28 protein-coding genes and 3 pseudogenes are annotated in these 25,835 nt (G+C 69.2%); 9 read left to right on the forward strand and 22 right to left on the reverse strand.

Annotated elements, in window-relative coordinates:
- The 5 genes and pseudogenes from JCO01S_RS16030 to JCO01S_RS12285 form a co-directional block, all read right to left on the reverse strand.
- Positions 1 to 275 (reverse strand): annotated as a pseudogene (locus JCO01S_RS16030) (IS3 family transposase); the annotation flags it as partial.
- Positions 272 to 565, reverse strand: a complete 294-nt coding sequence (locus tag JCO01S_RS12270; RefSeq protein WP_068256072.1) for a transposase — start codon at positions 563 to 565, stop codon at positions 272 to 274. The pseudogene JCO01S_RS16030 and the gene JCO01S_RS12270, both read right to left, overlap by 4 nt.
- A 120-nt stretch (positions 566 to 685) precedes the next feature.
- Positions 686 to 1,345 carry an arsenate reductase ArsC gene (locus JCO01S_RS12275; protein ID WP_068256075.1) on the reverse strand — a complete coding sequence of 220 codons (660 nt, stop codon included), beginning with the start codon at positions 1,343 to 1,345 and terminating at the stop codon, positions 686 to 688.
- A 9-nt stretch (positions 1,346 to 1,354) separates the two neighbouring features.
- Positions 1,355 to 1,792 (reverse strand): arsenate reductase ArsC, encoded by a 438-nt coding sequence (locus tag JCO01S_RS12280; protein WP_439645701.1) that lies wholly within the window; start codon positions 1,790 to 1,792, stop codon positions 1,355 to 1,357.
- Between the two features lie 22 nt (positions 1,793 to 1,814).
- On the reverse strand, positions 1,815 to 2,180 hold the full coding sequence (locus JCO01S_RS12285) for an ArsR/SmtB family transcription factor (RefSeq protein ID WP_068256078.1): 366 nt from the start codon (positions 2,178 to 2,180) through the stop codon (positions 1,815 to 1,817).
- Positions 2,181 to 2,261: 81 nt separating this feature from the next.
- On the opposite strand from JCO01S_RS12285, the gene arsB reads away from it, so the two are divergent.
- From arsB to JCO01S_RS12300, 3 genes are read left to right on the forward strand one after another with little or no spacing between them, the layout of a single operon-like run.
- The gene (gene arsB, locus JCO01S_RS12290; protein ID WP_068256081.1) at positions 2,262 to 3,353 is read left to right on the forward strand and encodes an ACR3 family arsenite efflux transporter; all 1,092 of its coding nucleotides are present in this window, start codon (positions 2,262 to 2,264) and stop codon (positions 3,351 to 3,353) included.
- A gap of 23 nt (positions 3,354 to 3,376) precedes the next feature.
- Positions 3,377 to 3,805 (forward strand): arsenate-mycothiol transferase ArsC, encoded by a 429-nt coding sequence (locus tag JCO01S_RS12295; protein ID WP_068256084.1) that lies wholly within the window; start codon positions 3,377 to 3,379, stop codon positions 3,803 to 3,805.
- A gap of 23 nt (positions 3,806 to 3,828) precedes the next feature.
- Positions 3,829 to 5,172 carry an FAD-dependent oxidoreductase gene (locus JCO01S_RS12300; RefSeq protein ID WP_068256086.1) on the forward strand — a complete coding sequence of 448 codons (1,344 nt, stop codon included), beginning with the start codon at positions 3,829 to 3,831 and terminating at the stop codon, positions 5,170 to 5,172.
- A gap of 164 nt (positions 5,173 to 5,336) precedes the next feature.
- Here the strand turns inward: JCO01S_RS12300 and JCO01S_RS12305 are convergent, their stop codons facing one another.
- A complete protein-coding gene (locus JCO01S_RS12305; protein ID WP_068256089.1) occupies positions 5,337 to 6,005 on the reverse strand; it encodes a hypothetical protein in 669 nt (222 codons plus the stop codon).
- Between the two features lie 13 nt (positions 6,006 to 6,018).
- On the opposite strand from JCO01S_RS12305, the gene JCO01S_RS12310 reads away from it, so the two are divergent.
- The gene (locus JCO01S_RS12310) at positions 6,019 to 6,192 is read left to right on the forward strand and encodes a hypothetical protein (protein WP_157074603.1); all 174 of its coding nucleotides are present in this window, start codon (positions 6,019 to 6,021) and stop codon (positions 6,190 to 6,192) included.
- A 444-nt stretch (positions 6,193 to 6,636) separates the two neighbouring features.
- On the opposite strand, the gene JCO01S_RS12315 is transcribed toward JCO01S_RS12310, so the two are convergent.
- Complete coding sequence (locus JCO01S_RS12315) at positions 6,637 to 7,200, reverse strand: dihydrofolate reductase family protein (protein ID WP_068256095.1); 564 nt, start codon at positions 7,198 to 7,200, stop codon at positions 6,637 to 6,639.
- 110 nt (positions 7,201 to 7,310) lie between these two features.
- Here JCO01S_RS12315 and JCO01S_RS12320 point away from each other — a divergent pair, with 110 nt between their 5' ends.
- Positions 7,311 to 7,562: an LLM class flavin-dependent oxidoreductase gene (locus tag JCO01S_RS12320; protein ID WP_068256098.1), complete on the forward strand. Its 252-nt coding sequence runs from the start codon at positions 7,311 to 7,313 to the stop codon at positions 7,560 to 7,562.
- Positions 7,563 to 7,710: 148 nt separating this feature from the next.
- Here the strand turns inward: JCO01S_RS12320 and JCO01S_RS12325 are convergent, their stop codons facing one another.
- The 9 genes and pseudogenes from JCO01S_RS12325 to JCO01S_RS12360 all read right to left on the reverse strand — a co-directional run bounded on the left by JCO01S_RS12325 (position 7,711) and on the right by JCO01S_RS12360 (position 16,648).
- Complete coding sequence (locus JCO01S_RS12325; RefSeq protein WP_007321360.1) at positions 7,711 to 8,013, reverse strand: hypothetical protein; 303 nt, start codon at positions 8,011 to 8,013, stop codon at positions 7,711 to 7,713.
- Positions 8,014 to 8,025: 12 nt separating this feature from the next.
- Positions 8,026 to 9,993, reverse strand: coding sequence for a heavy metal translocating P-type ATPase (locus JCO01S_RS12330; protein WP_068256101.1), 1,968 nt, complete (start codon positions 9,991 to 9,993; stop codon positions 8,026 to 8,028).
- Positions 9,990 to 10,358, reverse strand: a complete 369-nt coding sequence (gene cmtR / locus JCO01S_RS12335) for a Cd(II)/Pb(II)-sensing metalloregulatory transcriptional regulator CmtR (RefSeq protein ID WP_007321358.1) — start codon at positions 10,356 to 10,358, stop codon at positions 9,990 to 9,992. Before cmtR ends, JCO01S_RS12330 begins: the two co-directional genes overlap by 4 nt.
- Positions 10,359 to 10,445: 87 nt before the next feature.
- Positions 10,446 to 11,351: a hypothetical protein gene (locus JCO01S_RS16495; protein WP_040521891.1), complete on the reverse strand. Its 906-nt coding sequence runs from the start codon at positions 11,349 to 11,351 to the stop codon at positions 10,446 to 10,448.
- 412 nt (positions 11,352 to 11,763) lie between these two features.
- Positions 11,764 to 12,225: pseudogene (locus JCO01S_RS16500) on the reverse strand (relaxase/mobilization nuclease domain-containing protein); the annotation flags it as partial.
- Entirely contained in the window at positions 12,222 to 12,548 is a 327-nt protein-coding gene (locus JCO01S_RS16505; protein WP_245634434.1) for a hypothetical protein, read from the reverse strand. The pseudogene JCO01S_RS16500 and the gene JCO01S_RS16505, both read right to left, overlap by 4 nt.
- A 257-nt stretch (positions 12,549 to 12,805) precedes the next feature.
- Positions 12,806 to 14,227 (reverse strand): Rep family protein, encoded by a 1,422-nt coding sequence (locus tag JCO01S_RS12350; RefSeq protein WP_068256108.1) that lies wholly within the window; start codon positions 14,225 to 14,227, stop codon positions 12,806 to 12,808.
- Positions 14,228 to 14,569: 342 nt separating this feature from the next.
- A complete protein-coding gene (locus JCO01S_RS12355) occupies positions 14,570 to 14,818 on the reverse strand; it encodes a hypothetical protein (protein ID WP_007321353.1) in 249 nt (82 codons plus the stop codon).
- Positions 14,819 to 15,211: 393 nt separating this feature from the next.
- The gene (locus JCO01S_RS12360; RefSeq protein WP_068256110.1) at positions 15,212 to 16,648 is read right to left on the reverse strand and encodes a recombinase family protein; all 1,437 of its coding nucleotides are present in this window, start codon (positions 16,646 to 16,648) and stop codon (positions 15,212 to 15,214) included.
- A gap of 38 nt (positions 16,649 to 16,686) precedes the next feature.
- Here JCO01S_RS12360 and JCO01S_RS12365 point away from each other — a divergent pair, with 38 nt between their 5' ends.
- The 3 genes from JCO01S_RS12365 (at position 16,687) to JCO01S_RS12375 (ending at position 19,690) form a co-directional block, all read left to right on the forward strand.
- A complete protein-coding gene (locus JCO01S_RS12365; RefSeq protein ID WP_068256115.1) occupies positions 16,687 to 17,493 on the forward strand; it encodes an LLM class flavin-dependent oxidoreductase in 807 nt (268 codons plus the stop codon).
- An 87-nt stretch (positions 17,494 to 17,580) separates the two neighbouring features.
- Positions 17,581 to 18,525, forward strand: coding sequence for a Dyp-type peroxidase (locus JCO01S_RS12370; RefSeq protein WP_068256118.1), 945 nt, complete (start codon positions 17,581 to 17,583; stop codon positions 18,523 to 18,525).
- A 4-nt stretch (positions 18,526 to 18,529) separates the two neighbouring features.
- Entirely contained in the window at positions 18,530 to 19,690 is a 1,161-nt protein-coding gene (locus tag JCO01S_RS12375) for a PucR family transcriptional regulator (protein WP_068256121.1), read from the forward strand.
- On the opposite strand, the gene JCO01S_RS12380 is transcribed toward JCO01S_RS12375, so the two are convergent.
- From JCO01S_RS12380 to JCO01S_RS12400, 5 genes are all read right to left on the reverse strand, one after another.
- Positions 19,680 to 20,909 (reverse strand): FAD-dependent monooxygenase, encoded by a 1,230-nt coding sequence (locus tag JCO01S_RS12380; RefSeq protein WP_068256123.1) that lies wholly within the window; start codon positions 20,907 to 20,909, stop codon positions 19,680 to 19,682. The genes JCO01S_RS12375 and JCO01S_RS12380 overlap by 11 nt on opposite strands.
- A 119-nt stretch (positions 20,910 to 21,028) precedes the next feature.
- A complete protein-coding gene (locus JCO01S_RS12385) occupies positions 21,029 to 21,979 on the reverse strand; it encodes a thermonuclease family protein (RefSeq protein ID WP_068256126.1) in 951 nt (316 codons plus the stop codon).
- A gap of 81 nt (positions 21,980 to 22,060) precedes the next feature.
- Positions 22,061 to 22,753 carry an aspartate/glutamate racemase family protein gene (locus JCO01S_RS12390; RefSeq protein ID WP_157074604.1) on the reverse strand — a complete coding sequence of 231 codons (693 nt, stop codon included), beginning with the start codon at positions 22,751 to 22,753 and terminating at the stop codon, positions 22,061 to 22,063.
- Complete coding sequence (locus tag JCO01S_RS12395) at positions 22,750 to 24,075, reverse strand: MFS transporter (protein WP_068256132.1); 1,326 nt, start codon at positions 24,073 to 24,075, stop codon at positions 22,750 to 22,752. Before JCO01S_RS12395 ends, JCO01S_RS12390 begins: the two co-directional genes overlap by 4 nt.
- Positions 24,076 to 24,108: 33 nt before the next feature.
- A complete protein-coding gene (locus JCO01S_RS12400; RefSeq protein WP_068256134.1) occupies positions 24,109 to 24,891 on the reverse strand; it encodes a class II aldolase/adducin family protein in 783 nt (260 codons plus the stop codon).
- 124 nt (positions 24,892 to 25,015) lie between these two features.
- Between JCO01S_RS12400 and JCO01S_RS12405 the strand changes: the two genes are divergently transcribed.
- A complete protein-coding gene (locus JCO01S_RS12405) occupies positions 25,016 to 25,603 on the forward strand; it encodes a helix-turn-helix domain-containing protein (RefSeq protein WP_084342891.1) in 588 nt (195 codons plus the stop codon).
- A 36-nt stretch (positions 25,604 to 25,639) separates the two neighbouring features.
- On the opposite strand, the pseudogene JCO01S_RS15955 reads toward JCO01S_RS12405, so the two are convergent.
- Positions 25,640 to 25,835: pseudogene (locus JCO01S_RS15955) on the reverse strand (M20/M25/M40 family metallo-hydrolase); the annotation flags it as partial.

A 25,835-nucleotide genomic window follows, 5' to 3' on the forward strand; every position in this document is an offset into this window, starting at 1 on the left:
AAGCCCTGCTGCGAGCAGATCCGCCACGCGGTCCGCTGGCACATCGCCTGCCCAGCCTCGACGGCCTCCTCGAACAGGTACCGGTACCCGAACTCCGGATCATCGCGGTGCGCGTCGAACAGCGCGTTCGCGCGGTACGCCCAGTCCAGCTCGGCGTCAGTCACCGGACGAGCCAGCCACCGGTAGTAGGGCGCACGAGTGATCTTCAGGACCCGACACGCCACCGTCACGGGGATCCCGTCGACGGCCAGCTCACGAACGAGCGGGTACATCATTTTCCCGGCAGGTTCGCCTGCGACAGATACGCCGCCGCCCGGCGCAGGACCTCGTTCTCCTGCTCCAGCAGGCGGATCCTCTTCTTGGCATCCCGCAGCTCACTGTTCTGAGCCACGGTCGCGCCGGGCTTGTGACCCTCCTCGACGTCAGCGCGTTTGAGCCAGTTGGTCAGGCAGGACTCGCTGATCCCGAAGTCGGCAGCGATCTGCTTCAGCTGCTGACCCGGCTCACGATTCCTGGCGATGCGCACGACATCGTCGCGGAACTCTTTGGGGTAGGGCTTGGGCACGGTGTACATCCTTCCAGCAGCGCCCCTCGACGCCACAGATCAGATGTCACCTGTCGGTGCAGCAGTCCCGCCGCCCCCGGCAACCAGGGAATTGTGGCGCTAAGTTTCTCCGCGCGTCAGTCAGTGGGGCGTTGTGGATGCAGGAAGAATTTCGGTCAGTAGGTGGCGGACGCGGGCGTCGATTTCGTCGCGGACTTCGCGTGCCTGCTCGAGTGTGCTGTCTGCTGGATCGCGGAGGTCCCAGTCTTCGTAGCGTTTGCCGGGGTAGATGGGGCAGGCGTCACCGCAACCCATGGTGATGACGACGTCGGCCGCGCGAACGACATCATCGGTGAGGGGCTTGGGGAAAGCCGAGGCCAGATCGATCCCGATCTCTCTCATGACTTCCACGGCGCGTGGGTGCAGTGCGTCGCTGGGTGCGGAGCCGGCGGAGCGGACGTGCACTCGACCGGCAGCGTGGTGATCCAGCAGTGCGGCGGCCATCTGGGAGCGGCCTGCGTTCTGGACGCACACCAGCAGCACTTCGGGGACATCGTGCGGGGCGGCGCCCTTGGACTGGGCGAGCGCGGTCAATCGGTCTCGAGCGAAGCGCTCGGTGAGTGAGGGCAGGTGTGAGGTGATCTTGGAGGTGCGAGCCAGGGCGGTGTAGGACTCGAAGACGTATCGGTCGACCGTTTCGGCGGCGAACACTCCGGTGAAGCGGCGGGAGAGGTCCTCGGCGATGCTGTGGAGGACGTGCTCGGCGCTCAGGAGCGAAGGGGTCTCACGCTGCGATGTCATCTTGACCCCTCAGTTCTGAGCCGGGGCGGTCGGGGCGTCCTGCGGGAGGAGGCTGGTAATGAGTTCCTCGATGCGTGCGCGGATCTCATCGCGCACGGGGCGAACCTCTACGACTCCTTTGCCGGCCGGGTCTGCGAGCTTCCAGTCCTCGTACCGCTTGCCGGGGTAGAACGGGCAGGCATCCCCGCAGCCCATGGTGATGACTACGTCGGAGGCCTGGACGGACTCGGGGGTGAGGATCTTCGGATTCTGGTGGGAGATGTCGATGCCGACCTCGGCCATCGCCTCTACCGCCGCGGGGTTGATCGAGTCGGCGGGCGCGGAACCGGCGGAACGCACCTCGATGCGGTCACCGGCGAGCTCACGCAGCCATCCCGCCGCCATCTGGGAGCGGCCGGCGTTGTGGACACAGACGAACAGGACACTGGGACGTGCGGTCACGAGGATCTCCAAAGCAGGCAGTAGGGAATCAGGCGATATCGAGGAAGGCGCGGAGTTCGGCGAAGGCCGACGGAACGACGGAGTAGTGGGCCCAGCGACCCTTCTGCTCGCGCGTGAGCAGGCCGGCGTCGACGAGCTTCTTCATGTGGTGGCTGACGGTCGGCTGGCTGATCCCGAGCGGCTCGGTGAGGTCGCACGCACAGACTGAATCGCAGCCCTGGGTGGCGACGTGGGAGAGGAGCCGGAGGCGCGTCGGATCGGAGAGCGCCTTGAGCAGTGAGGCGATCCTCTCGGCGTCGACGCTGTCGACGGGCCCAGCGGACAGCGTGCAGCACTCGTCGGACGCGGTGCTCTCCTTGATCCCGGCAGCAACAGTCTGGGTCGTCGTGGTCATGCCCTCACCTTACATTGACAGTCATCGATGTACAGCATAGCGTTCGCATCGATATCCGTCGATGGAAGGTGCCGAACACTGATGAGTACGACCACCAAAAACGTGGAGCAGCCACGCGTGATGAAGGAGATGTCCTTCCTGGATCGCTGGCTGCCGGTATGGATCCTGGCCGCAATGGTCGTAGGGCTCCTGCTGGGACGGTTCATCCCCGGCCTGAACACCGCTCTGGAAGCGGTGAAGATCGGCTCCGTCTCCCTGCCTATCGCGATCGGGCTGCTGGTGATGATGTATCCGGTCCTCGCGAAGGTCCGCTACGACGAGACCCGCCGCATCGGCGCGGACAAGCGCCTGCTGATCTCTTCGCTGGCACTGAACTGGCTGATCGGCCCGGCCCTGATGTTCGCCCTGGCGTGGATCTTCCTGGCCGACCTCCCGGAGTACCGCACCGGCCTGATCATCGTCGGGCTCGCGCGCTGCATCGCCATGGTCCTCATCTGGAACGACCTCGCCTGCGGGGATCGCGAGGCCGCCGCGGTCCTGGTCGCCATCAACTCCGTCTTCCAGGTCATCGCCTTCGGCGCCCTGGGCTGGTTCTACCTCCAGGCGCTCCCCTCGTGGCTGGGGCTGCCGACCACGTCGGCAGAGTTCTCGATCGGCGCGATCGTCCTCAGCGTGCTGATCTTCCTCGGGATCCCCCTGGTCGCAGGGTTCCTCACGCGCGTGGTCGGGGAGCGAGCGAAGGGCCGTACCTGGTACGAGGAGCGCTTCCTCCCGAAGATCGGCCCGTGGGCCCTGTACGGCCTGCTGTTCACGATCGTGCTGCTGTTCTCCCTCCAGGGCGACGCAATCCTCTCCGCACCGGGGGACGTGGCCCGCATCGCCCTGCCGCTGCTGGTCTACTTCGTCGTCATGTTCCTCGGCGCATTCCTGCTCGGGCGCGCGATCGGGTTGAACTACGCGAAGTCCACGACCGTCGCCTTCACCGCGTCGGGCAACAACTTCGAACTCGCCATCGCCGTCGCAATCGGCACCTTCGGCGTCACCTCCGGTCAGGCCCTCGCCGGCGTCGTCGGCCCCCTAATCGAGGTCCCCGTCCTCGTCGCCCTCGTCTACGTCGCCCTCGCAATGGGCCGCCGCATGTTCCCCGGCGACCCCACTGTCCCCACCCGATGACCCAGCAGAAGGAACAACTCGCGATGACCACGAAGCGCCCCGCAGTCCTGTTCGTGTGCGTGAAGAACGGCGGCAAGTCCCAGATGGCCGCGGCCCTCATGCGCCACCACGCCGGAGACGCCGTCGAGGTCCACTCCGCTGGCACCTGGCCCGGCAGCGCGATCAACGCCCAGTCCTCCGAGGCGATCGCCGAGATCGGTGCGGACATGTCCTCCGCTGTTCCGCAGCTGGTGACTCCGGATCTCCTGCGCGGCGTCGATCAGGTGGTCGTCATCGGCGGTGAAGCTGTCATCGAACCCGTCGAAGGCATGACCGCTCCGGTGACCACCTGGTACACCGATGAACCCTCGAAGCGCGGCATCGACGGGATGGAACGCATGCGCCTGGTGCGCGATGACATCGACGCCCACGTCCGCGCGCTCCTGACCGAACTCACCCAGTCCCCGAACTGACCACCAAGCACCGAGGAGATCCCATGCTCACCACCTCCACGACCTCGCACCCCGCGGTCATCATCGGTGCCGGACCCATCGGTCTGGCCGCCGCCGCCCACCTCTACGAGCGCGACCTTCCTTTCATCGTCCTCGAGGCCGGGCCCGCAGCCGGAGCGGCGATCACCAGCTGGGGGCACACCCGGCTGTTCTCCCCGTGGCAGTACAACCTCGACACCGCCGCACAGCGCCTCCTCGAAGCCAGCGGCTGGACCGCCCCCAACGCCGAGGCTCTGCCGACCGGTCACGAACTGGGCGAGCAGTACCTCGAGCCCCTCGCGCAGCTGCCTCAGCTCGCCGAGTCGATCCGCTACGACGCACGTGTCACCGCCGTCTCCCGCGCCGGCATCGACAAGACCCGCACCGCCCGCCGCGAGGAAACCCCCTTCCTCGTCCGGATCGAGACCACCGACGGGCACAGCGAAGACATCCTCGCCTCTGCTGTCATCGATGCGTCCGGCACCTGGTCCACTCCCAGCCCGCTGGGCCAGGCTGGGCTCCTCGCTCCCGGTGAACGACAGGCCCTCGCCGCTGGTCGCATCACGCCACCGCTGCCCGACGTGCACGGCCGTGATCGCGAGCGCGTCGCCGGCAAGCGAGTCATGGTGACGGGTGCCGGCCACTCGGCCGCCAACACCCTGCTGGACCTCGCAGAACTGGACGCTGCCACCACGATCATCTGGGCCGTCCGCACCGCTGACCTCTCTCGCGTCTACGGCGGCGGTGAGCAGGACGAGCTCGCAGCGCGCGGGGCACTCGGCTCCCGGCTGCGCAAGTTGGTCGACTCCAGGCGCATCGAGGTCCTCACCTCGTTCACCATCACTCGCTTCAGCCTCGAGGACTCGTTGACCGTTCATGCGGTGACCCCGGACGGGGAGCGAGAGGTGAGCGTCGATGTACTGGTGCCGGCCACCGGGTTCCGCCCCGAGCTCGGGATGCTCTCCGAGCTCCGTCTGGACCTGGACCCGGCGGTCGAAGCCCCCGCACAGCTGGGACCGCTCATCGACCCTGAGTTCCACTCCTGCGGATCCGTCGAGCCCCACGGGGAACGCGTCCTCTCCCACCCGGAGAAGAACTTCTACATCGTCGGCATGAAGAGCTACGGCCGCGCCCCCACCTTCCTCATGGCCACCGGCTACGAGCAGGTCCGCTCCATCGCGGCAGCCCTTGCCGGCGACCGTGAAGCAGCAGACGCGGTCCACCTCGAACTGCCCGAGACCGGCGTGTGCACCACCGACCTCGGCGGCAGCTGCGACGCCCCCGCGCCAGCCGACGACGCCTGCTGCTCCTCCAGCCCGCAGATGATCGAGCTGTCTGTCGGTCGCTGACCTCACGAAAGGGCACGTTGCCCGCCGTGAGTCACTCCGGCCTCCGCGCCCCACATCTGAGGAATAGTGCATCGACGAATAAATCTCTCCCCCGGCAGACAGCGCCGCCCGAGTGGTGACCGGTCAGGGCCCCGGCATTCTCCGAACGTCAGGTCCTCCGAGCCTCAGCCCAGATAGCCGCACTGTGACTCCCCGTCGGCACTGTTCGTCTTCGAGATGAACGACTGCTGGGTCCACCCTGCGGGAAGGCCCTGTGTCTCGCCATTGGTGTCGAATGCCGCGACGTCCTCAGCCGTGACCATGTCGGGTGCGCTCTCATCCGGCCATGGCTTGAGCCCGTGGTTGCCCAGATCGGGCCCTCGGAAGTGCAGCTCACGGCCAGGTGAAGCGGGACAGCGCAGTGCGGAGACGAAGGGGTCCGTTTGCCAGGCGAAACCGTCTTCAATCTCCATGGTGAACTTCGCGGTCTTGGTGGGCGTCACGGCGCAGGCTTCCCCTTCCCTCATCTTCCGGGTGACGACGAGTTTGCCTGCACCGACGGCCTCGATATCGGTCGTCATGTCGTCGCAGCGCGCCTCGAGCGTGAGGGCGGGCAAGACCTGCTTCGCTTCTTCAGCCCCCGGATCCCACAGCCAGACACTCCGTGAGTCGAGGAAGCCATTCCCCGCCCCCTGTCTCACCCGAACGATCGCGTCAGCGTGACCATCACCGTCAATGTCCATGTACTGGGGTTCCCCCTGAACCACACCGACATCCATGCCTCGCGAGTCCTGAACGGAGAACGTCTCGCCAGGATTCGCAGGGTGAGCCCAGTCGACGTCAGCGAAATCCACGGACCTGATGCCCTTGGAGTCCTTCGACGACGAACTCGACGACTGGGTCTCGGACGGCGTGGACGTGGTGGACGTGGACTTGCTGGAGGTGGGCGACGAAGACGTCGACTCGGCTGAGGGCGTCGACTCGGTTGGGGACGACTCAGCCGAGACCGTGCTCGAACTGCCCCCGGCATCGGAGTCCTGATCCGAGCCCGTCCCCCCGCACGCAGTCAGCGCCAACGTCCCCGCCAAGAGCACAGCCGGCCCGATGCTCAACTTCCCCATGTCATCCCCTTCCCTTCGCCAGCCACCGTAGATCAGTTCTGATTGCCTTCGTTCGTCTCCCGGATCTTGGGGGGGCTCACCTGGCCGGGTTGCTGCAGGTCCTCCGCATGCGTCGTGGCAGCGGCCAACAAGCCGAAGCAGCGCTAACGACCGGGCCTTCCTCGTCGTCGACGACCACGAGATGCACTACTTCAGCCACGATCCTTCAGCTACGGGCCCCGCGGGACGGTCGAGGTAGACCACCCAGCAGGTGCCCTGGCGCTCACGACGGCGCATGGTTCCCCGATGAAGGTTGCCACGGCAGGGACCGCCATCGGCGGCTCACTCCCCCTTCGCCGGGCACTGAACAGCAGGGTTCGCATGCTCAATCCCGCGCGTACCGCAGAAGCACCACTCCATTGGTGAACGAGCGACTCTCGAGCAGGGTGAGGTCGCGCAGCTCGTGCCCGTCGATGAAGAGCTGCCGGCCAGCGCCGACGACCACGGGGTAGACCCAGAGCCGCAGCTCGTCGACCACCCTGAGGTCCAGCAGGGCCCGGGCGAGCGAGACGCTGCCGGTGAGGACGATGTCCTTGCCTTCGCGACTCTGCAGCGATCGGATCTCTGTCTCGAGCCGGTCACCGCCGCGCAGGATCGCGGTGCCCTCCCACTCGGGGTCCTTCATGTCGCGGGAGACGACGTACTTCTCCACCCGGTTCAGGTGGTCGGTGACGCCCGTCGTGTCATCGACCCGGCGGGGCCAGAAGCCTCGCATCTCCTCGAAGGTGACCCGCCCGACGAGGAACCCGTCGGAGGCGGCTGCGTGCTCACGCGTGACCGCGGCCAGCTCACGCCCCGCCTCGGACTCGTCGCCCGGGTCGAACCACGTGCCGTCGTTGTCGATCACGCCGTCGAGCGTGATGTTCTCGGTGATGACGAGTCGGCGCATCGTCGCGCTCCCCCCCTGGTTGCGTGCGCTACAGCGTCGACGCCCCCTCCGGGCTTGTCAATGGCGCAACCCTCGGGAATTGGTTGACCAAACAATCAGTTGCACGGGACATGCGCGCCTTCGGATTCCTCAGCTTCGGGCACTACGGCCACGGCAAGGGTCTGGGTGACCCCGACGCCCGGCAAGCGATGCGCGATGCCGTCGAGATCGGCGTCGGCGCGGACCAGATCGGGGTCAACGGTGCCTACTTCCGGGTGCACCACTTCGCGCGGCAGTCCGCCTCCCCCATGCCGCTGCTGGCCGCGATCGCCGCCCGCACCCGCAACATCGAGGTCGGCACCGGCGTCATCGACATGCGCTAGCGCATGCCTGGGTTGTAGCACTTGTTGTCAGCGTCGGCGCGCTCTACAGCACAACGTTGACGGCAATCCTGGCTGGTTTTCGATGAAGGCGGCTCTTCCTGCGCTGAGCGTCGGTGCGATGATCGCGCAACCCGGCGGTGCTCCACCCTCATAGAGGCGCATCGAGTACTTCGCGCAGCTGATCGACGGTGGGCGAACCAGCCAGCCCGGCAGGAGTGCGGAACACTCGACAGGCGAGCCCCACCGGCGTGTGCTCGTCGGCGAAGGGGTCGGAGCCGTCAATGAGGACGGTCGGGGACCCGTGGAACCCGAGGCGGGCGGCGTCCTCGGCAGTCTCGACTCGCTGATGCACGACGCGGACGTCCGATCGGCCGTCGAGGGCCTCGGTGAGCCGCCGGTCGAGCACCTCCCAGTTCGGGCACCCGTCGAAGTACTGCAACGTGATCTCCACGATCCACTCCTCTCAGGCTCTGTCCGCGCGGACCGCGGCCGGTGACGCCGTCTCAGGCGACGCAGCCGCCGCTTGGCTCTTGCGGGCACGCGCGGCGCGCAGCCCGTTGGCGATGACGACGACCTCGGCGACTTCGTGGACGAGGACGACTGCGGCCAGGCCGAGCACGCCGGTGATGGCCAGCGGCAGCAGCACGGTGATGATCGCCAGGGACAGCACGATGTTCTGGTTCATGATCGCCCGGCCTCGGCGGGCGTGCCGCAGAGCCTGCGGGATCAGGCCGAGGTCGTGACCGGTGAAGGCGACGTCGGCGGACTCGATCGCGGCGTCGGATCCGGTCGCGCCCATCGCGATGCCCACGGTCGCACCGGCCAGGGCGGGGGCGTCGTTGATGCCGTCGCCGATCATCGCCGTTGGCGAGGCCTTAGAGAGCTGGGCGACGATGCGGGCCTTGTCCTCGGGCCGCAGCTCGGCGTGCACGTCGCCGATCCCAGCGAGCTGCGCGAGCGCGTGCGCGGTGCGGGCGTTGTCGCCGGTGAGCATGCTCACCTCGACGCCCTGGGCCCGCAGCGTGCGCACGACCTCGGGGACCTCGGGGCGCAGCTCGTCGCGGACGCCGATCGCCCCGGCCAGTTCGCCGTCGACGGCCACGAGCACGCAAGTCTGGCCCTCGGCCTCCAGGTCCTCGACCCGGGCCTTGAGCGGCCCCGCGTCGATCCAGCGGGGGCTGCCCACCGTCACCCGGCGGCCGTCCACCATGCCGCCAATGCCGTGCCCGGCCTCCTCCGTCACGTCCTGCGCGGCGGGCGCTCCTTGGCCCGCGGCGGCGATGGCGGCGGCGAGCGGGTGCGTCGAGTGCTGCTCCACGGCCGCTGCCCAGGCGAGCACCTGGGCGTCGTCGAACCCGTCGGCGGCGACGACGGCGGTGACCTCGGGCCGGTTGCGGGTCAGGGTGCCGGTCTTGTCGACGGCGAGGTGGCGGATGCCGCCGAGGCGCTCGAAGGCGGCACCGCTCTTGATGACGACGCCGAACTTCGTCGCCGCGCCGATCGCGGAGACCACGGTGACTGGCACCGCGATCGCCAGCGCGCACGGGCTGGCGGCGACGAGGACGACCAGGGCGCGGGTGATCCAGGTCTCGGGGTCGCCGAGCAGCGAGCCGAGCACGCCGACAAGGACGGCGAGGACCATCACGCCGGGCACCAGCGGGCGGGCGATCCGGTCGGCGATGCGGGCCCGGTCGCCCTTCTCGGCCTGGGCCTGCTCGACCAGCTCCACAATGGTGGTCAGCGAGTTGTCGGTGCCCGCCGCGGTCGCCTCGACCTCCAGGACTCCGGCGGTGTTGATCGCGCCCGCCGACACTGCATCATCGGGCGCGACCTCGACCGGGATCGACTCGCCGGTGATCGCCGACGTGTCCAGACTGGAGCGGCCAACGCGGACCAGGCCGTCGGTCGCGACCCGCTCGCCCGGGCGGACCAGCAGCACGTCGCCGACGGCGATCTCCTTCGCCGGGATCTCGACCGAGGCACCGTCGCGCAGCACGGTGGCGGTCTCCGGCACGAGCTTGAGTAGCGCGCGCAGGCCGCCGCGGGCGCGGTCCATCGCCTTGTCTTCCAGGGCCTCGGCGATCGAGTACAGGAACGCCAGCGCGGCGGCCTCTTCGACGTAGCCGAGGATGACCGCGCCGACGGCGCTGATCGTCATCAGCAGCGCGATCCCCAGCTTCCGCTTGACGAACAGGTTCCGCAGCGCGCCGGGCGCGAACGTGTACGCGCCCAGCAGCAGGCCCGCCCAGAACGCGACCAGCGCCGCGACGTGCAGCCCCAACCACTCCAGCAACAGGCCGATGCCGAACGCGACGCCGGAGAGGATCGGCACCACCAGGCCCGGGTCGCGCCACCACGGGCGCTCGGCCTCCTCCTCCACCTCCTCGGCGGCGCTGGCGGCCGGCTCGTCGCAGCCGCAGGCCGCGCTCACGAAGCGTCCTCCGAGCCTGTCGCGGCGCAGCAACCGGGCACCGAGCAGTGCGGGTCGATGCACGGCGCGCTCTCGTCCACCGCCAGCGTCACGTCCACCAGCGCCGTCAGCGCCGCGGCCAGGTGTGGGTCGGCGATCTCGTAGCGGGTCTGGCGGCCCTCGGGCTCGGCGACCACGATCCCGCAGTCGCGCAGGCAGGTTAGGTGGTTCGACACGTTCGACCGCGTCAGCCCCAACTCGCGCGAGAGCACGGCGGGGTGGCTCGGGCCGTCGAGCAGGGACATCAGTATCTTGGAGCGCGTCGGGTCCGCCATGGCCCGGCCCAGCCGGTTCATGACGTCGAGGCGCGAAGCAATAGTCAGCATGCACTGAACTATACAGTGTGTGCTGACCTATCGTCCAGTTGCAGGGCTGCCGCACGCGCTCCGCGCGCTTGCCCTCGGGAATCACGGTCACCTCTTGCGCCAGCTCGGCCACGTAGGCATCCCGCGACCCTTCCACGTCTCCACGAGACCGGCGGCCCACCGGACGGACGCGAAGAGCCCGTAGCCGGACCCGGCAAGGCCAGCGCCGACCGCGAGCCACCGCCCGATGCCGAGCCACACGCTCCCGTCCACGTCCAGCGCCCACTGAGCGCCGGTGATGAGCCCGGCGATACCCATCCAAAGCCCGGCGACGACCACGACCACCGGCAGGAGGGCGAGGCACATCGCCGCGGCCGCCGACCAGAGCTGACGCGCTTCCAGCTTCGCCGTCGCCGCGATGATCCGCTCGGCCCGTTCGTTCGACGCATCGAGGTTCGCGGTCATCGTGGTCGAAGCCTCCCCGGCGACCTGCTCGACGGCCTTCTCGACCCGTTCCTCGGTGCGCTTCTCGATCCGCTGCACCGCGCCGCCGACCTGGCTCAAGAGCTTCTGGTTCGCCGCGGCCTGCGCCTTGAGCCCCTCAATCGCCGAGGCCGTAGCCGCGCGATTCTTCTGCGCCTCCGCGACCAAGCTCCGCGACGCGGCGTTCAAGCTCTCGCCGTTGAGACTCTGCGCGAACTCGCCGAGCGTGCTCGCGATCTCGTTCTGCCTGCTCTCGATACTCGCGATCCTCGCGGACACGTCGCTGGAGGGCGAGGAGGTCGACGCCGGGGCCGTGATCCGCTCCAGCCGCCTCGTCGTCTCCTCGTCCATGACCTTCACGAACCCCGCGAGCTTCTTCTGCTGCTCGGCCAGCGTGGCGATCCTCGTATTCTGCGCCTCGACGGCGGCGAGGATCGAGGTCAACAGCTCCATCGTCTCCGGACTGCCGAGCGGCGGCGGCGACTGCACGGGCCCGTTCTGCTGCTTCAGCCTGTCGAGTGCTGCGCTCATGTTCCTGCTCCTTCTGCTGCTGGTGGTAGTCGAAGAACGCCTGCGCGCCCTCCGGGGTGAAGTCCGCCGAGAGTGCGCTCGCGCGCTTGCGGCGCTCGGCGCGCCCGGACTCGCCGCGGCGGTCCTCGATGTAGAGCGTCCAGGTCTCCTGCCCGGCGCGCTTGCCCTTCTTGCTGACGGGGCTGTGCAGCCGCATCCGCGGCACCCTCTCCCCGTCATCGCCGAGCTGCTGGTTCTGCTCGTCGATCACCGCTTCGAGACCGGCCTTGTCCACCGCGCGGGGATCGGTCAGGGCAGCGCTCATCCGGTCGCCCATCTCGCGGTTGAGCGATCCCTCGGCGAAGTCCTCGCGGCGCAGCTCCCAGTCCTTCGGCGCGTGCTCCAGACGCTTCACGACCGAGAGGCCGTGATCGCGCATCAGCTCGTCGTTCGCCGACTGCACGCCTTTCTGATTCCCGGCCTTGCGGTCGTGGAACGTGCGGTAGTCCGAGAGCGCCTTTCCCGTGCGGTTGTTGTGATTGAGGACCAAAATATGGTTGTGCGGCTTCTTTCCCCGCCCATCCACATGACTGACGATGAGGCAGTCGGAATCCGGGTGCATCTTCTTCGCGAGCTGGTAGCCCAGATCGTTCACCCGCTGCACGTGTTCGGGGTTCTTCGGGTCGAACTCCTCGTCGCTGAACGACTGGCGGTAGTGCAGCGCCTCGACCTCGCGCGTCGTGTTCTGCGTGAGCGCCCGAGCGCGCGCCGAGAACGCGCCGGGGCCTCCCGGCACGTCGCACGTGATCGCGACGCCCCGCTCGTCCTCCTTGCCACGGATGTAGCGCTCGGTGTCGGCGGCGCTGGCGCTCGGACTGTAATGCGTCGTGCTCATGAGGCCGCCCGATCCCCGAGCAGCGCGCGGACCTCGCGCAGCAGCTCGATCAGCTCGGGCACCTCCGCCGACAGCGCCACCGGCTCACCCGCGCGAGCACGGCGGTCCAGGTCGTTGACGTTGATCGCGAGCGGGCGCACCTGGGCGGCCAGCTCCCGAGCATCAGCAGACGCCTGCACGCGCTCCTCGACCCCGAGCAGGTGCGCGGCCACGGCGGCGTCCAGCTCCTCGCTCCGAGAGGCATGGAGCGCATCGCGCACGACGGTCCGCACCCACGTGCTCGGAGCCAGCCCGAGCCGCTTCGCACGAGTGCGAAGCGCCATGAGCGTCTCCTCTCCGAAGTCGGTATCGAGCTTCGCGCGGCCCCCACGACGCTTCGCGCCGCCGTGACTCTGCCGCACAGCCTCCGCATCAGTCCGACCGGTGTTCACCTGGGAGTCGGTCTGCTGCTCCACCTGTACGCCAGAGTGGCAAGCAGTAGCCGTGTCGGACATTTCGCTGGCGCTCATGTCCTCCCCGGCTGCTTGCGAGGGGCCTCCGGCCCCCTCGACCCCCTGGAAGAGCGCATCGCGTTCGGTGCTCATGCGGCACCTCCGATCAGCGCCAGCGGCACGTCAGGGCTCCGCACCGCGAGCCCGCCCAGCAGCTCAGCAACCGCGCCCTCCGCGTCATGTTCCGCCGAGGTCTCCGGACCGTAGGTCAGTTCCCGCGACCCGACGTTCTGGTGATACGCGTTGCCGTACATGCCGGGCGTGTGTGCGGCGGTCGGGATGCTGCACTGGTGCCACTCGTAGGGCTCGATCTTCCCGATGTGCTGCACGAGGTAACGATTGATGTCGTCGGCACGATAGACCTTCACGACCGAGGCCAAGCGGCGGATGAACTGGTCCAGCGCCTCGTCCACGTTGCCCTTCTGGCGGGCGTAGTAGAAGAACTCGACAGGCTCGATCGTCGCCGTGATGACGATGAGCCGCGGGGCCACCTCGCCCTTGTTCTTGTACCGAGCCTTCGCAGGCGAGGCGTTGTACGGATCAAGCAGCAGCAGCCAGTCGTTCGCATCCATCGCCGAGGCCCGCAGATCGTCCAGCAGCAGCACCTCCTCGCCTCGCCAGTCATCAAGCGGGTTCCCCGTCGCAGCCCGGTAGACCTGCCACCGTTCGCCGTGCGCGTTCGCCGCGTTGATCGCCTCGGTGATGAAGTCCGTGGCGAACCGGGTCTTACCGATCCCGGCATCCCCATGGACGAACACCACGTGCGTCGAGAACTCACCGGCGCGGAGCTTCGCCGCTGCCCGGTATGCGCGACGCTGGCCGTAGGCCGACAGCGCGTCGTCGATCTCCCGCTGATGCCGCGAGTAGATGTCGAACAGCTCGTCCGTGAGCATGATCTGATCCCGCGTGATCTCACCCTGGAGCACGCGCTCCCGCATGTCCTCGAAGTTCTCGGCGACGACCTTCTTCTTCACGTGGGCGCGGCCCTTCAGCCACGTCTCCCGGCGCTGGGCGTCGATCCCGAGATACTCAGGCCCGCGCACCGTGGCAACCTCCGAAGGCGCGTACTGGTGCTTGTCCGCGTACTTCACGTGCGTCAGATACGACAGCATGTTGTCGAAGGCGTACCGCCCGCGGCCAGGCTTCTCGACGTACTGAGGCTCGACACCGATGCCGAACGCGAGCCGATCCAGCGGCGCACTCTTCGCACGGCTGGCGAACTTGATCACGGCGTGCAGGTGCTCGGGCTTCAGTTCGACCACCAGGGCCTTCTCCGTGTCGCTCCAGACCTCGCGCTCGTCCTTGTCGTGCACGATGCCGTAGGCCTCGACGACCTCGCAGCCGGTGGCCTCGAGCCGCTGCACCACGTAGGCGAGGATCGCCTCGGCACCCTGCTGGAGCAGCGCGGCCCCGTTCGGGTCCTCGGCAGCCCAGGCCCAGTACGACGGATCGAGGTATTGCGTGAGCCCGATGCTCGTCGGGTTGTTCTCCTGCTTAGCCACGGCGACCACCCCCGCCGCGGGCGGCGCGGAGGGTCTCAGAGGGAGTGCGGCGCCTAAATGACCCCCTATTGACCCCCAAATGAGACCCAAAATGATCCCACGAGGCCACGCGACGGAGCGAGGGCGGAACCGGCTGCTGACCAGGCACGTTGTTGCATGGCGCGGCAATCGACAAGCCCTTGCCGCGCCCGTAGGAACGAATGAGGGTCTCGTAACTCTTGGAGTGCGAAGCACGGCTACGGGCAGTCATCACGACGACGGGCAGCCCGCCTTCGGCGGGTGCCAGGCCAGGCCCTCCGGGCGGGGTCAGGTCGGTGGGAGCGGTGCTGAGGTTGCGTGCGTCGGCGTACATCAGCGACCACCGCCCCGGCCGTAGCGCTTGATGACAGCCTGATGCGTGACGCCGAGCGCGTCGCCGATCCTGGCCCAGGTCACCCCGTCGGCGCGGGCGTCGGCGACGGCGATCTCGACCGCCTCCTCCAGTACGGAGCGGAGCACGCCGAGGTCGTAGAGCTGGGCCTCGGCGTCGGCGAGGGACGGGTCGCCCTGACGCCAGCGGAAGCCGGTCAGGTGATCGAAGGCGGCGGAGTTCGCGCTCATCAGCGACCACCACCCATCACAGAGGCAACGGCGGCGCGCTGGCGCGGGGTCAGCGGAGTGAGTGCCAGGCGCTCACCGGCTCGGCGGCCAGCGGCACGGGCGGCGGCGATGACGGGATCGTGGCCGTCTGCCTGCGGCGAAGGAGTGGAGCCCTGATCGAGGCGAGGGTGGTCGAGCGCGGATGCGCGGGGGACGTCGATAACGACAGACATCGGAAGTCCTCAGACATGAGTATCTTCCGGTTCCCCGCCACGGTAATTGGGCTGTTTGACCGGCTACTCATCCGGGAGCAGAACCCCGCGCTTCTAAGTCGCGGCCCGGGTGGGATCTTCTTGTCTGCAACCATTCTCCCATGACTCGACTCACCAGTGCAATGACGAGTCGAGTCATGAGTCAGTCGCTTCTCGGCTCGATCCGCACGAGATCGGGGTCGAACTTCACGTGACCCGGCATTATGGGCTCGATGGTCACCGTCACCAGCTCGTCCACGAGCATCCGGCGACGGTCCATGTCCAACGCCTTCCACTTCGACTCGACGACCTCACGACGCTCCGCGGTGCCGACCGCCTCCTCCACGCCCGCCAGCAGCTTCGCCGCCACCGACACCGAGCGGTCCAGCAGCTCCGTGTCGATCTCATCGATGCGGGCCTTCACGTCGTTGATCGCCGCGGTGATCTCCAGGACCGGCTGATGGATGTCGCGCAGCAGCGGGCTCAGCTCTTTCACACGCTCGACCAGGGCGTTCCGCTCGGTCAGCAGTTCCTCGCGATCCGGCCCGTCGTCCTCCTGCGGCATCACGAGGTCGTGCACGTCCACGGACGACAGGCGCGTGAGCACCGCCTCGGTGACCATCGCATCGACGGGCTCGCGCTGGCGGGTGAGGTGGAACTGCTCGCCACAGCGGTACGTCGGCTGCTTGCGGCTATTTGTCCCCGAGACGAGCGTCGCGCCGCACTTCCCACAGAGGCCGATCGTGGACAGGAGGTACTTCGGCTGATTGCCCTGCCTCGCCGACCTCCGCACGTTGTCCTCCAGCTTCGCCACCGCGGCCCGCCACGTCTGCTCGCCGACGATGGGCGGGAACGCCTCGCCCTGCACCGGGTACAGCTCGCCGGTCTTGTAGTGGCGGATGAAGCCAGCGTAGAGCGAGTTCGCCAGCAGGTACCGCACGGCATCGACGGAGAACTCGGACCCGCGCGCGGTGAGATGACCGGCGTTGTTCAGGTCCTCTCGGATGCGCCGGATCGACAGCGATGGCTCGCCGAGGAACGCGTCGAAGGCCCGCCGGACGGCGGCGGCCTCCTCCTCGATCACTTCGCCCTCCCTCGTCCAGCCGAACGCCTTCCATGTGGACGCGGGGATGCCCTCGGCACGTCGGCGCTCGTTCGACCTGATCTGCCGCTCCGCCTTCCGCCGTGCCTCGAACCGGGCGAGTGCTGCGAGCATCGTCGCCCGAAACTCTCCATCTGCTGTCGAGAGATCGATCTCGCCGTCCACTGTGACGACGCGCAGGCCGAGGTCGATCAGCGTGTTGAGGTCCTTCGTGCTCCGCAGCAGTCGGTCCATGTCCACGGCGACGACCATCGAGAACCGACCTGCTCGGGCGTCGTCCAGCATCTCGGCCCAGCGGGTACCAGCTCGACGCTTCTTCGTCGCCGACACCGCGTTGTCCTCGTAGACCTCGACCACGGTCCAGTCCTTGGCCTCGGCCAGTGCCCTGATCTTCCTCAGTTGCGTATCGACCGTCCAGCGGTCGCCCTTGCGGTCCATGGAGGCGCGGACGTAGGCCGCCACCTCGTTCGTCTTCCTCAGCGCTACCAGTTCGACCATGCAACCAAGCTTACGTGGACGAGTGTTGTAACCACGATATGCGCTACGAGAACCCGCTCCACCTCGCCGAGAACGCCGCCGCCCTCGACCTCATCGCCGACGGTCGGGTCGCACTCGGCGTCAGCCGGGGTTCACCGGAGCCGGCGCAACGCGGCTGGGAGGCCTTCAGCTACACCGGGTCGAGCGACCCCCGCGGGGCCGACATCGCCTACGGGCACTTCGAGCAGTTCATGGCCGGGGTCCGCGGGGAGACGATGGTCGAGGCCGACCCGACCCAGGGTGCGGCCGGCCGGCTGCGCATCGAGCCGCACTCCCCCGGTCTGGCACAGCGCATCTGGTGGGGCGCCGGTGGACGGGAGAGCGCCGAGTGGACCGCCCGCCAGGGCGTGAACCTCATGAGCTCGACGCTGCTCACCGAGGCCACCGGAGCGTCCCTCGGGGAGCTGCAGCGCGAGCAGATCGACCGCTACCGGGCCGCATGGCGCGAGGCCGGGCATGCCTGGAGCCCGCGGGTCTCGATCTCCCGGAGCATCTTCCCGATCGTCAGCGACCTGGACCGGCAGTTCTTCGGGCTGCGCGGCCAGGCCTCACAGGACCAGGTCGGGGTCATCGACGGGCTGCGCTCGACCTTCGGCAAGACCTATGCGGCCGAGCCGGACGTCCTCATCGAGCAGCTGCGGGCCGACCCCGCCATCGAGGCAGCCGACACCCTCATGCTCACCATCCCCAGCCAGCTCGGTGCGGACTACAACCTGCACATCCTCTCGGCCTTCGCCGAGCACGTCGCCCCCGCCCTCGGCTGGCGGCCCAACACCGAGGGGCCGGTCGAGGGCCTGGCGGTCTGAGGCCTCGGGGCCCCCGGACCGCCACCTCGGGGGACGCGCCGCCCGGATAACGTGGTCGCCGGCGCACCCCTTTGCCCGAGGAGACAGATGCCCCAGCCACCCGCACCGACCACCCAGCACATCGTCACCCCACCGCCGAAGGCGGGCATCTTCCTCGTCCTGACCGTGGCCGAAGGGGGCGAGGAGGCCGTCCGCGACGTGCTCGGCGACGCCGGGATGCTCACCCGGTCGGTGGCCTTCGGCTTCCCGGAGGGCGGCCTGGACCTCGTCGTCGGCGTCGGCGCCCACCTGTGGGACCGCATGTACGACGTGCCGCGGCCGATGCACCTGCACCCCTTCGAGGCGATCGAGGGGGCCGAGCACACCGCCGTCGCCACCCCCGGCGACCTGCTGCTGCACCTGCGTGCGGACCGGATGGACCTGTGCTTCGCCCTGGCCCAGCGGTTCGTGGGCGCGCTGGGCGAGGCCGCGACTGTCGTGGACGAGGTGCACGGCTTCCGCTCCTTCAACGTGCGCGACCTCCTCGGCTTCGTCGACGGGACCGAGAACCCCGAGGGCGACGACGCGATCGCCGCGGCACTCATCGGCGAGGAGGACCCCGCCCACGCCGGCGGCAGCTACGTCATCGTGCAGAAGTACCTGCACGACCTCACCGCCTGGGAGGAGCTCTCGACCGAGGAGCAGGAGCGGGTCATCGGCCGGCGCAAGCTCACCGACATCGAGCTTTCCGAGGACGAGAAGCCGAGCAACTCCCACGTCGCCCTCAACGACATCGAGGACGAGGACGGCAACGACCGCGAGATCGTCCGGGACACCATGCCCTTCGGCTCGCTGCAGTCCCAGGAGATGGGCACCTACTTCATCGGCTACGCCAAGGATCCCGACGTCACCGAGACGATGCTGCGCAACATGTTCATCGGCGACCCGCCCGGCAACCACGACCGGATCCACGACTTCTCCACCGCCGTGACCGGCAGCCTCTACTACGTGCCGACCCGCGACGAGCTCGAGGACGGCCCGACCGCGGGCTGATCCCGTGCGCCCCGGCACCAGCCTCGACGACGCGCTGCAGGACCTCTCGGAGGACCTCCAGCAGCGACTGGTCGTGCTCGACGAGGCACTGCGGGTGGTCGCCTACTCGATCCACGAGAGCGAGCAGGACCGGGCCCGCCTCTCCCACCTGCTCGCCCACAGCGACACCTGGCCCGCCCCGCCGGCGGGTCGCAACGAACCCACCGTCCGCACCGCCGCGGACGGCACCCGGTGGCAGATGGTGCCCCTGCGAGACGAACGCCACCTCGTCGGCCACCTCCTGCACGTGCAGGCGAAGGGGGCCCCGCCCCCGGACCGGGCCGTCCTGCGCGAGGGGGCCGCCCGGCTCGGCGTGCTGCTCGCGCTGCGCTCCCGCGATGCCGAACGGGCGAGCGCGCGTGCCGACGAGCTGCTCACCACGCTGCTCTCCCCCGCCGTCGCGGACACCGAACGCTCCGCCGCCGCAACGGCGCTCGTCGACGAGGGGCTCGTCGGCCCGGCCGAGCAGTACTGCGTCACCGTCGTCGCCCCACCGCCGGAGCTGCGCGATGACGGGTGGCTGGCGAGACGGGCGGTCGAGACGACCCTCGACTTCGTCGTCCGCACGACCACCGCCACCGTCGTCGGCGGCGTCGTGGGCGACCTCGGGGTGCTCGTCTTCCCCCGCCCGGTCGTGCAGGACCGGCTCGACCGAGTCCTGCAGGCGCCCGGTCTCGCCGAGGTGCGCGCGGGCATCGGCGGCCTCACCGACGGGCTGGTCACCGCGGCCACGTCCTACGAGCAGGCCGAGATCGCCTGGCGCGCAGCGTGCCTGGACCCAGGTACCCACCCGCGGGTGAGCACCTGGGAGGGGTTCGGCGTCGACAAGCTGCTGCTGCGCCTGCCGCTGGAGGACCTCACCCGGGCGGACCTGCCGGCGCCCGTCACGCGCCTGCTCGCGAGCGACCATCACGACGTGGACGTCCCGACGTTGCTGACCTACCTCGACTGCGGAGGCGACGGCCGGGCGACCGCGACCGCGCTGCGGATCCACCGCTCGACGCTCTACTACCGACTGGCCCGCATCCGCACGACCACCGCGGTCGACCTGGCCGACGGTGCCGTGCGCCGTGACCTGCACACCGGGCTGCGGGTGGCCCGCCTCGCCGGGCTGCTCAGCGACTGACGGGCGCGAGGCTGCCCGGACGGATCCCGGTGTCGACCCTCGGGTCGTAGGCGTGGACCCAGGCCAAGCGGTCCTCGAACCACTGCTGGGTCCCCATGAGGGCGTCCCGCGCCTGCGCCTGCGGCCCGTCCGGCAGGTGCAGGACCTCCGCGACCTGCGCCGAGGCGAAGGCCACCGCCCGGGTGCGCGCCCGGCGCCGGGCGGTGTAGGCCTCGAAGGCCGGCTCCGGGTCCCGACCGTGCACCGCCGCCAGCTCCTCGGCCAGCGCCCAGGTGTCCTCGATCGACTGGTTGGCCCCCTGGCCGTGGTGCGGCACGAAGGCGTGTGCGGCATCCCCGAGCAGCACGACCCGGCCCCGGTGCCAGGTCCGGATCGGGGGGCGGCGCATGAGCGCCCACTGCTGGGTCACCTCCACCGCCTCGAGCATCTGGGTCACCGCCGGGTGCCAGCCGGCGAAGGGGGCCAGCTTCGCCGAGTCCTCCACCGGCACCACCCATCCCTGCTCGGTCCACTCCTGCGGCTCGCGGGAGACGGCGAGGAAGTTCACGTGGCTGCCGTCCCCGCCCATCGCGTAGTGGAGCAGGTGCCCGGTCGGCCCCACCCAGAACTGAAGGGCATGGGGATCGGGCAGCTCGGTCAGGTCCTCGGTGCGGATGATCCCGCGGAAGCCGCTGCGACCCGAGTAGACGGCGTCGTCGTGCCCGAGCATCCAGCGCCGCACGGTCGAGCGCGCACCGTCGGCCCCGACGACGACTCGCGCGGTGACCCGGGAACCGTCGGCCATCTCGACGGCGACGTGGTCCCCCTCCTCCCGAAGACCGGTGACGTTGCGCGAGAGGAGGATCCGGTCCATGCCGACCGCCTCGGAGAGCACCTTCTGCAGGTCGGCCCGGTGCAGGCCCCACCAGTCGGCCCCGAAGCGTTCCCGGTAGGTCAGCCCCACCGGGGTGCGGCCGAGGGTCTCGCCCGTGCGCCCGTTGCGGAAGATCAGATCGGTCGGCGCCCAGGAGACCTTCGCCAGGGCGTCCTCGACGCCGTACTCGCGCAGCAACTTCACGGCATTCGCCGATAGGCCGACCGCGGCGCCGACCTCGCGCAGCTCGGAGGTGCGCTCGATGACCGTCGCCTCGGTCCCGCGCTGCCGCAGGGCGAGCGCGAGGGCGAGTCCGCCGATACCGGCGCCGATGATGACCACGTCGTCGTGGGATGTCTGGCTCATGACCTCGACACTAGGAACGTCCCGGACCCCTCGTCATCGGACGGGGAATCGCAACCGGACCCTCCCCCTTCGGACACTGTGTCGGGGTGGCCACGTCCCCTCGTGGGCACCGGGACGAATCAGCAGGAGATGGGCTTCCACCAGTAGACGCCTGCGATCCGTCCGCCCGGGTAGCCCTTCCGGCACCCGGTGTACCCGGGGGTGAGGCTGTCGTTGGTCCAGCCCGGCCCGGGGGCCGACGCCGCGTCCGCGGGGCCGGGCGCGGGCGGAGCTGCCGGCTCGGCTGGCGGTTCCGGGGTGCTGGGCTCGGGTGCCGGCTGCGGCTCCGGCTCGGCGGTCGGCTCGCTCGCGGGCTCCGGCTCCTGGCTGCAGCCGCCCCAGACGCCCTGCCCGGCACCGCGCGCCGACTCCTCCGCCTCGAGGTAGGTGCCCTGGCGCTCGTACGCGGTGTCGTAGGTGTACTCCTCCGCGTGGCCGGCGCGCAGCATGGCCTCCCCGAAGTCGGTGCCGCCCGGCAGGTCGAGATAGGCCAGCATCCGGCCGTACTTGTCGCGCGTGCCCTGGCTCGCGTCGTGCACCACCCGGACGCTCTTGCCCTCGAGGAGCGACTCCGCGGCCGCCGAGGCCTCGGGCCCGCCGCACTCGACGGGCGAGTTCGGGTCGACGGTCTCCGGGGTGTCGATCCCGATGACCCGGATCTTCTCCCCGCCGTCGATGTCGACGACGACGGTGTCGCCGTCGACGACGCGGATCACGCGGTGCAGCGTGGACCGGCGCTCGTGCTTCTTGGCACCGCCCTCGGCGGAGCGCTTCTTGGTGGCCTGCCCGGCCTTCTTCGACGGGCCGTCCCCGTGCTCGTCCTTCGCACCGGCCCCGTTGGACTCCTTCTTGGACGCCTCGTCGTCGGCCGAGCCGGTCATGGCGCCGGCCCGACCGTCCCCCTTCGCGGCCGAACTCACGGGGGCGCTCGCCTCCGACGCCGGTTGCCCGGACTCCTCCGGGCTGCACGCCGGCAGCACCGCCAGCGCGAGCGCCCCCAGCAGCGCGACCCCTCGACCCGATGACCTCATCCGAACCCTCCACAGCTGTCGTGACGAACGCTTCGAGCTGAAGATATGCCGGTCACCGGGCCGGTGGGATCGTCCGTTCGGTCAGTCCTGACCTCCGTTCGGGGGACCCGCGATCTGCTGCAGCATCCGACCGGCAGTCAGGTAGTCCGCCACGGGCAGCCCGAACGCCTCCCGGACCGTCTCGGACACGATCGTCATGTCCCCGCACTCCAGGCAGATCGCGCCGATGTCCGGCCGATCGGCCACGGCACCACGGACGGTGTCGACCGCCTGCGCCCGGATGGCGTCGGGGTCATCGAGCGTGCCCCGCTCCAGCACCTGGTCCCGGAAGGGGCCCGGCCCGGACATGCCCACGACCACCACCCGCTCGGGAGCACTGATGCCGGCTGCGGCCAGGCACCGGTCATCGACCCCCTTCGCATCGGCCGCGAGGACCAGGATCGCTCCCGAGGTCACCCGCTCCAGCCAGGGCAGCAGCATGAGACTGGAGGTCACCACCGGCACCGGCAGCTCGGCGGACAACCGGTCCTGATACGGGGTGAAGTACCCGCACGTGGTCAGGACGGAGGTCGCCCCCTGGCCCACCAGCTCCTGTGCCGCCGCGAGCACGGCCGGGTACAGGGACTCGTCCGCACCCAACGCCAACCGGGTCAGGTCGGGGTGGTGCACCGGGTTCGATCGGGTCGCGAAGTCCCACGAGTCGGGGTGCGGCGATGTGCCGGGGATCGGGGTGATGCTCCCGAGTCCGATCAACCCCATGAATCCCGCCGTCACGGCGTGCTCACCTCGACCGTGGGAGGCAGGTCGAGAGCCTCGGCCTCCCCCTTGCGCCCCGCCGAGCGCTGCAGCGTCCGTGCCACGAGAACCCCGATGATGCCGAAGACGGCGATGTAGCAGGCCACCGCGTAACCCCCGTGTCTCGTGGCCAGCCAGGTCGCGACGAAGGGGGCGGGGCCGCCCCCGATGATCCCGGCCAGGTTGAAGCCGAGCGAGGACCCGCTGTACCTCGTCCGCGTCGGGAAGACCTTGGCGATGACGATCGGCTCGGGCGCGAACATCAGGGCATACGGCACCAGGGAGAGCAGGATCGCCACCGAGGTCAACGCGATCGACCCGCTCTCGACCATCACGAAGTAGACGAAGGCGAAGACCGCCATCGCGACGGCACCGATGGAGTATACCCGTTCGTGCCCGAGCCGGTCCGAGACCCGTCCGGCCACGAGCATGAGCCCGGCGGAGAGGAAGGCGGCCATCGAGACCATGAGCAGCAGCGTCGTGCGGTCATAGTCGTGCTCACCCGTCCCGTAGGAGAGGATGAAGGTGATGAAGATGTAGACGGGGATCATCTCCGCGCTCTTCAGGAGAGCCGCCAGGAGGACCTGTACCGGGTTGTCTCGCAGCACCTCCAGCACCGGCGCCTTGCTCACGTCGCCGGACTCCTTGGCCTTGGCGAAGGCGGTCGTCTCCGGCAGGGAGGAGCGGATCCACAACGCGAGCAAGATGAGCACGAAGCTGAAGAGGAAGGGCACCCGCCAGCCCCAGGTCATGAAGGCCTCCGGGCTGAGCAGCATGCTCACCGCCATGAAGGCCAGGTTCGCGCCCCCGATGCCGATCGTGCCGGCAGCCTGCGGGAAGCTGCCGCGGAAGCCCTCACCACCCTTGCGTCCGGACTCCATGGCCAGCAGCACCGCGCCGCCCCACTCACCGCCGACCCCGATGCCCTGCAGGGTGCGCAGCGCCACGAGGAGGATCGGCCCGAAGGCACCGACCACCGCATAGGTCGGGACCAGTCCGATACCGACAGTGCCGACCCCCATGAGGGTGATGGTCCACATCAGGGCCTTCTTGCGGCCGACCCGGTCCCCGAGGTGGCCGAAGATCGCCGCACCGAGGGGTCTGGCCAGGAAGCCGACGAAGTACGTGGAGAAGGCCAGCAGCACCCCGGTGACCGGACTGCTGTTGGGGAAGAACAGCGCCGGGAAGACGAGTGCGGCTGCTGCTCCGTAGAGCATGAAGTCGAACCATTCGATGACCGATCCGACGGTGCTGGCGAAGACGGCCTTGCGAACCGTCCGGGCGTCTGCTGTGTGCGTCATTGCACTCATGGGCTGCTCCCGGTCGCTGGGCGGTCAGCCCAGGACGTCCGGCTCTTCGTCGAGGATGATGTCGGCCTGCAGCTTGAAGCTGTGCTTGGCCATGTTCGGGTTGCTGAACTGGCGGTGGGCCAGCTCGGCCTGCTCCGGGCTCATGATCTTCGGCTGTCCCGCGGCCTCCGCGAGCAGCTGCATGTGGCACGCCTTGTCCATGGTCATGAACCACCAGGCAGCCTCCTCGACCGAGCGGCCGGTGGTCAGCAACCCGTGGTGCTGGAGGATCGCGGCACGGCGGTTGCCCATCTGCTGGGCGATCTGCTGGCCCTCCTCCCGGTCCAGGACGAGGCCGTTGTACTTGTCGAAGACGACATGGTCGTCGTAGAAGGCGCAGGACTCCTGGATGATCGGGTCCAGCTCGCGCCCCATCGCTGCCCAGGCCCGCCCGTGGACGGAGTGCGTGTGCGCGATGGCGACGACGTCCGGCCGCGCCTCGTGGATCGTGGAATGGATGGAGAAAGCGGCCTTGTTCGTGCGCCGCTCCCCCTCGGCGACCTTGCCCTGCTCGTCGATGAGGAGCAGGTCGCTGACCTTCATCCGGGAGAAGTGGACCGCGTAGGGGTTGACCCAGAAGCGGCCGGGGAACTCCGGGTCCCGCACGGTGACGTGGCCGGCGACCCCTTCATCGAAGCCCAGCCGGGCGAAGAGCCGCAAGGTGACCGCCAGCATCTGCTTGCGGTGCTCTCGCTCCTCGGCGACCGTCGCACGGCCGTTGGGCAGGTCCTCCAGGTCAAGGGCGGGTGCGTTCGCCTCGGTCGTCATGTCGACTCCTGTGTCGAAGGGAATGGAACATGACGAGTTTTGCCTCAAAGGCAAACTCTGTCAACCACTCAGGCAATCTCGTGCCGTGCTATCGACGCTCGCTGCTGCCGGATAATGTGAGGTCATGTCAGTCGAGGACTCTGCTGCGGAGATCTCCGGACCCCTGCTCAGGCGCGCCCGCCAGGGATGCCGCATGACCCTGCAGGACGTCTCGGACAGCATCGGCCTGTCGGTGACGCACCTGTCCCGGCTGGAGTCCGGCAAGCGCCAGCCGTCGGTGGGGATCCTCATGCAGCTCGCGCGCCTCTACGGCACGAGCGTCGGCACCCTGCTGGGCGAGCACGCCGGTACACGTCACCACGTGACCACCACGGCGGAGCGAGTCTCCCGGCCGGGGCCGGACGGGCCCTTCACCGTGCTGACCGGCCTGCCAGAGGTCCAGGGACTCCACGCAGTCGAGCTGACCATCGACGGGACGGAGCACCGCCCGAGCTCGCACGAGGACGAGGAGATCGTGTACGTCCTCTCAGGCGCCGTGCGGGTGTCCCTCGGGGAGGAGGTCCTCGAACTGCGGACGGGCGACGCCGTCCACTTCGATGCTCGGGTCGAGCACACGCTCACGGACCTGGAGCCCGGCACCCGCGTCCTGATCGTGTGCGCACCCTTGCAGGCCAACGGCCCTCGCCCGCACGCGTTGCCGCAGCGCTCCTGAGCGGCGGTCGCTGGAGACGAGGAGCGCCCCGGTGGCTCACTCCCTGTTCGTGCGGAAGCCCGCCCACACCTCGTACATGAAGTCCGTCCCCTGCCGCAGCGCCTCGACGTAGATCCGCTCGTTGTTGCCGTGCATGCCGATGAGCTGCTCGTTGTTGATCACGTAGGGGTAGACGCCGTAGCCGGGGACCCCCTTCGCGCGCCACGGGCCGAGGCTCGTGCCCGCCTCGAAG

The sequence above is a fragment of the Janibacter corallicola NBRC 107790 genome, assembly GCF_001570965.1.
In the GTDB taxonomy this organism is placed as follows: Bacteria; Actinomycetota; Actinomycetes; order Actinomycetales; family Dermatophilaceae; genus Janibacter; species Janibacter corallicola.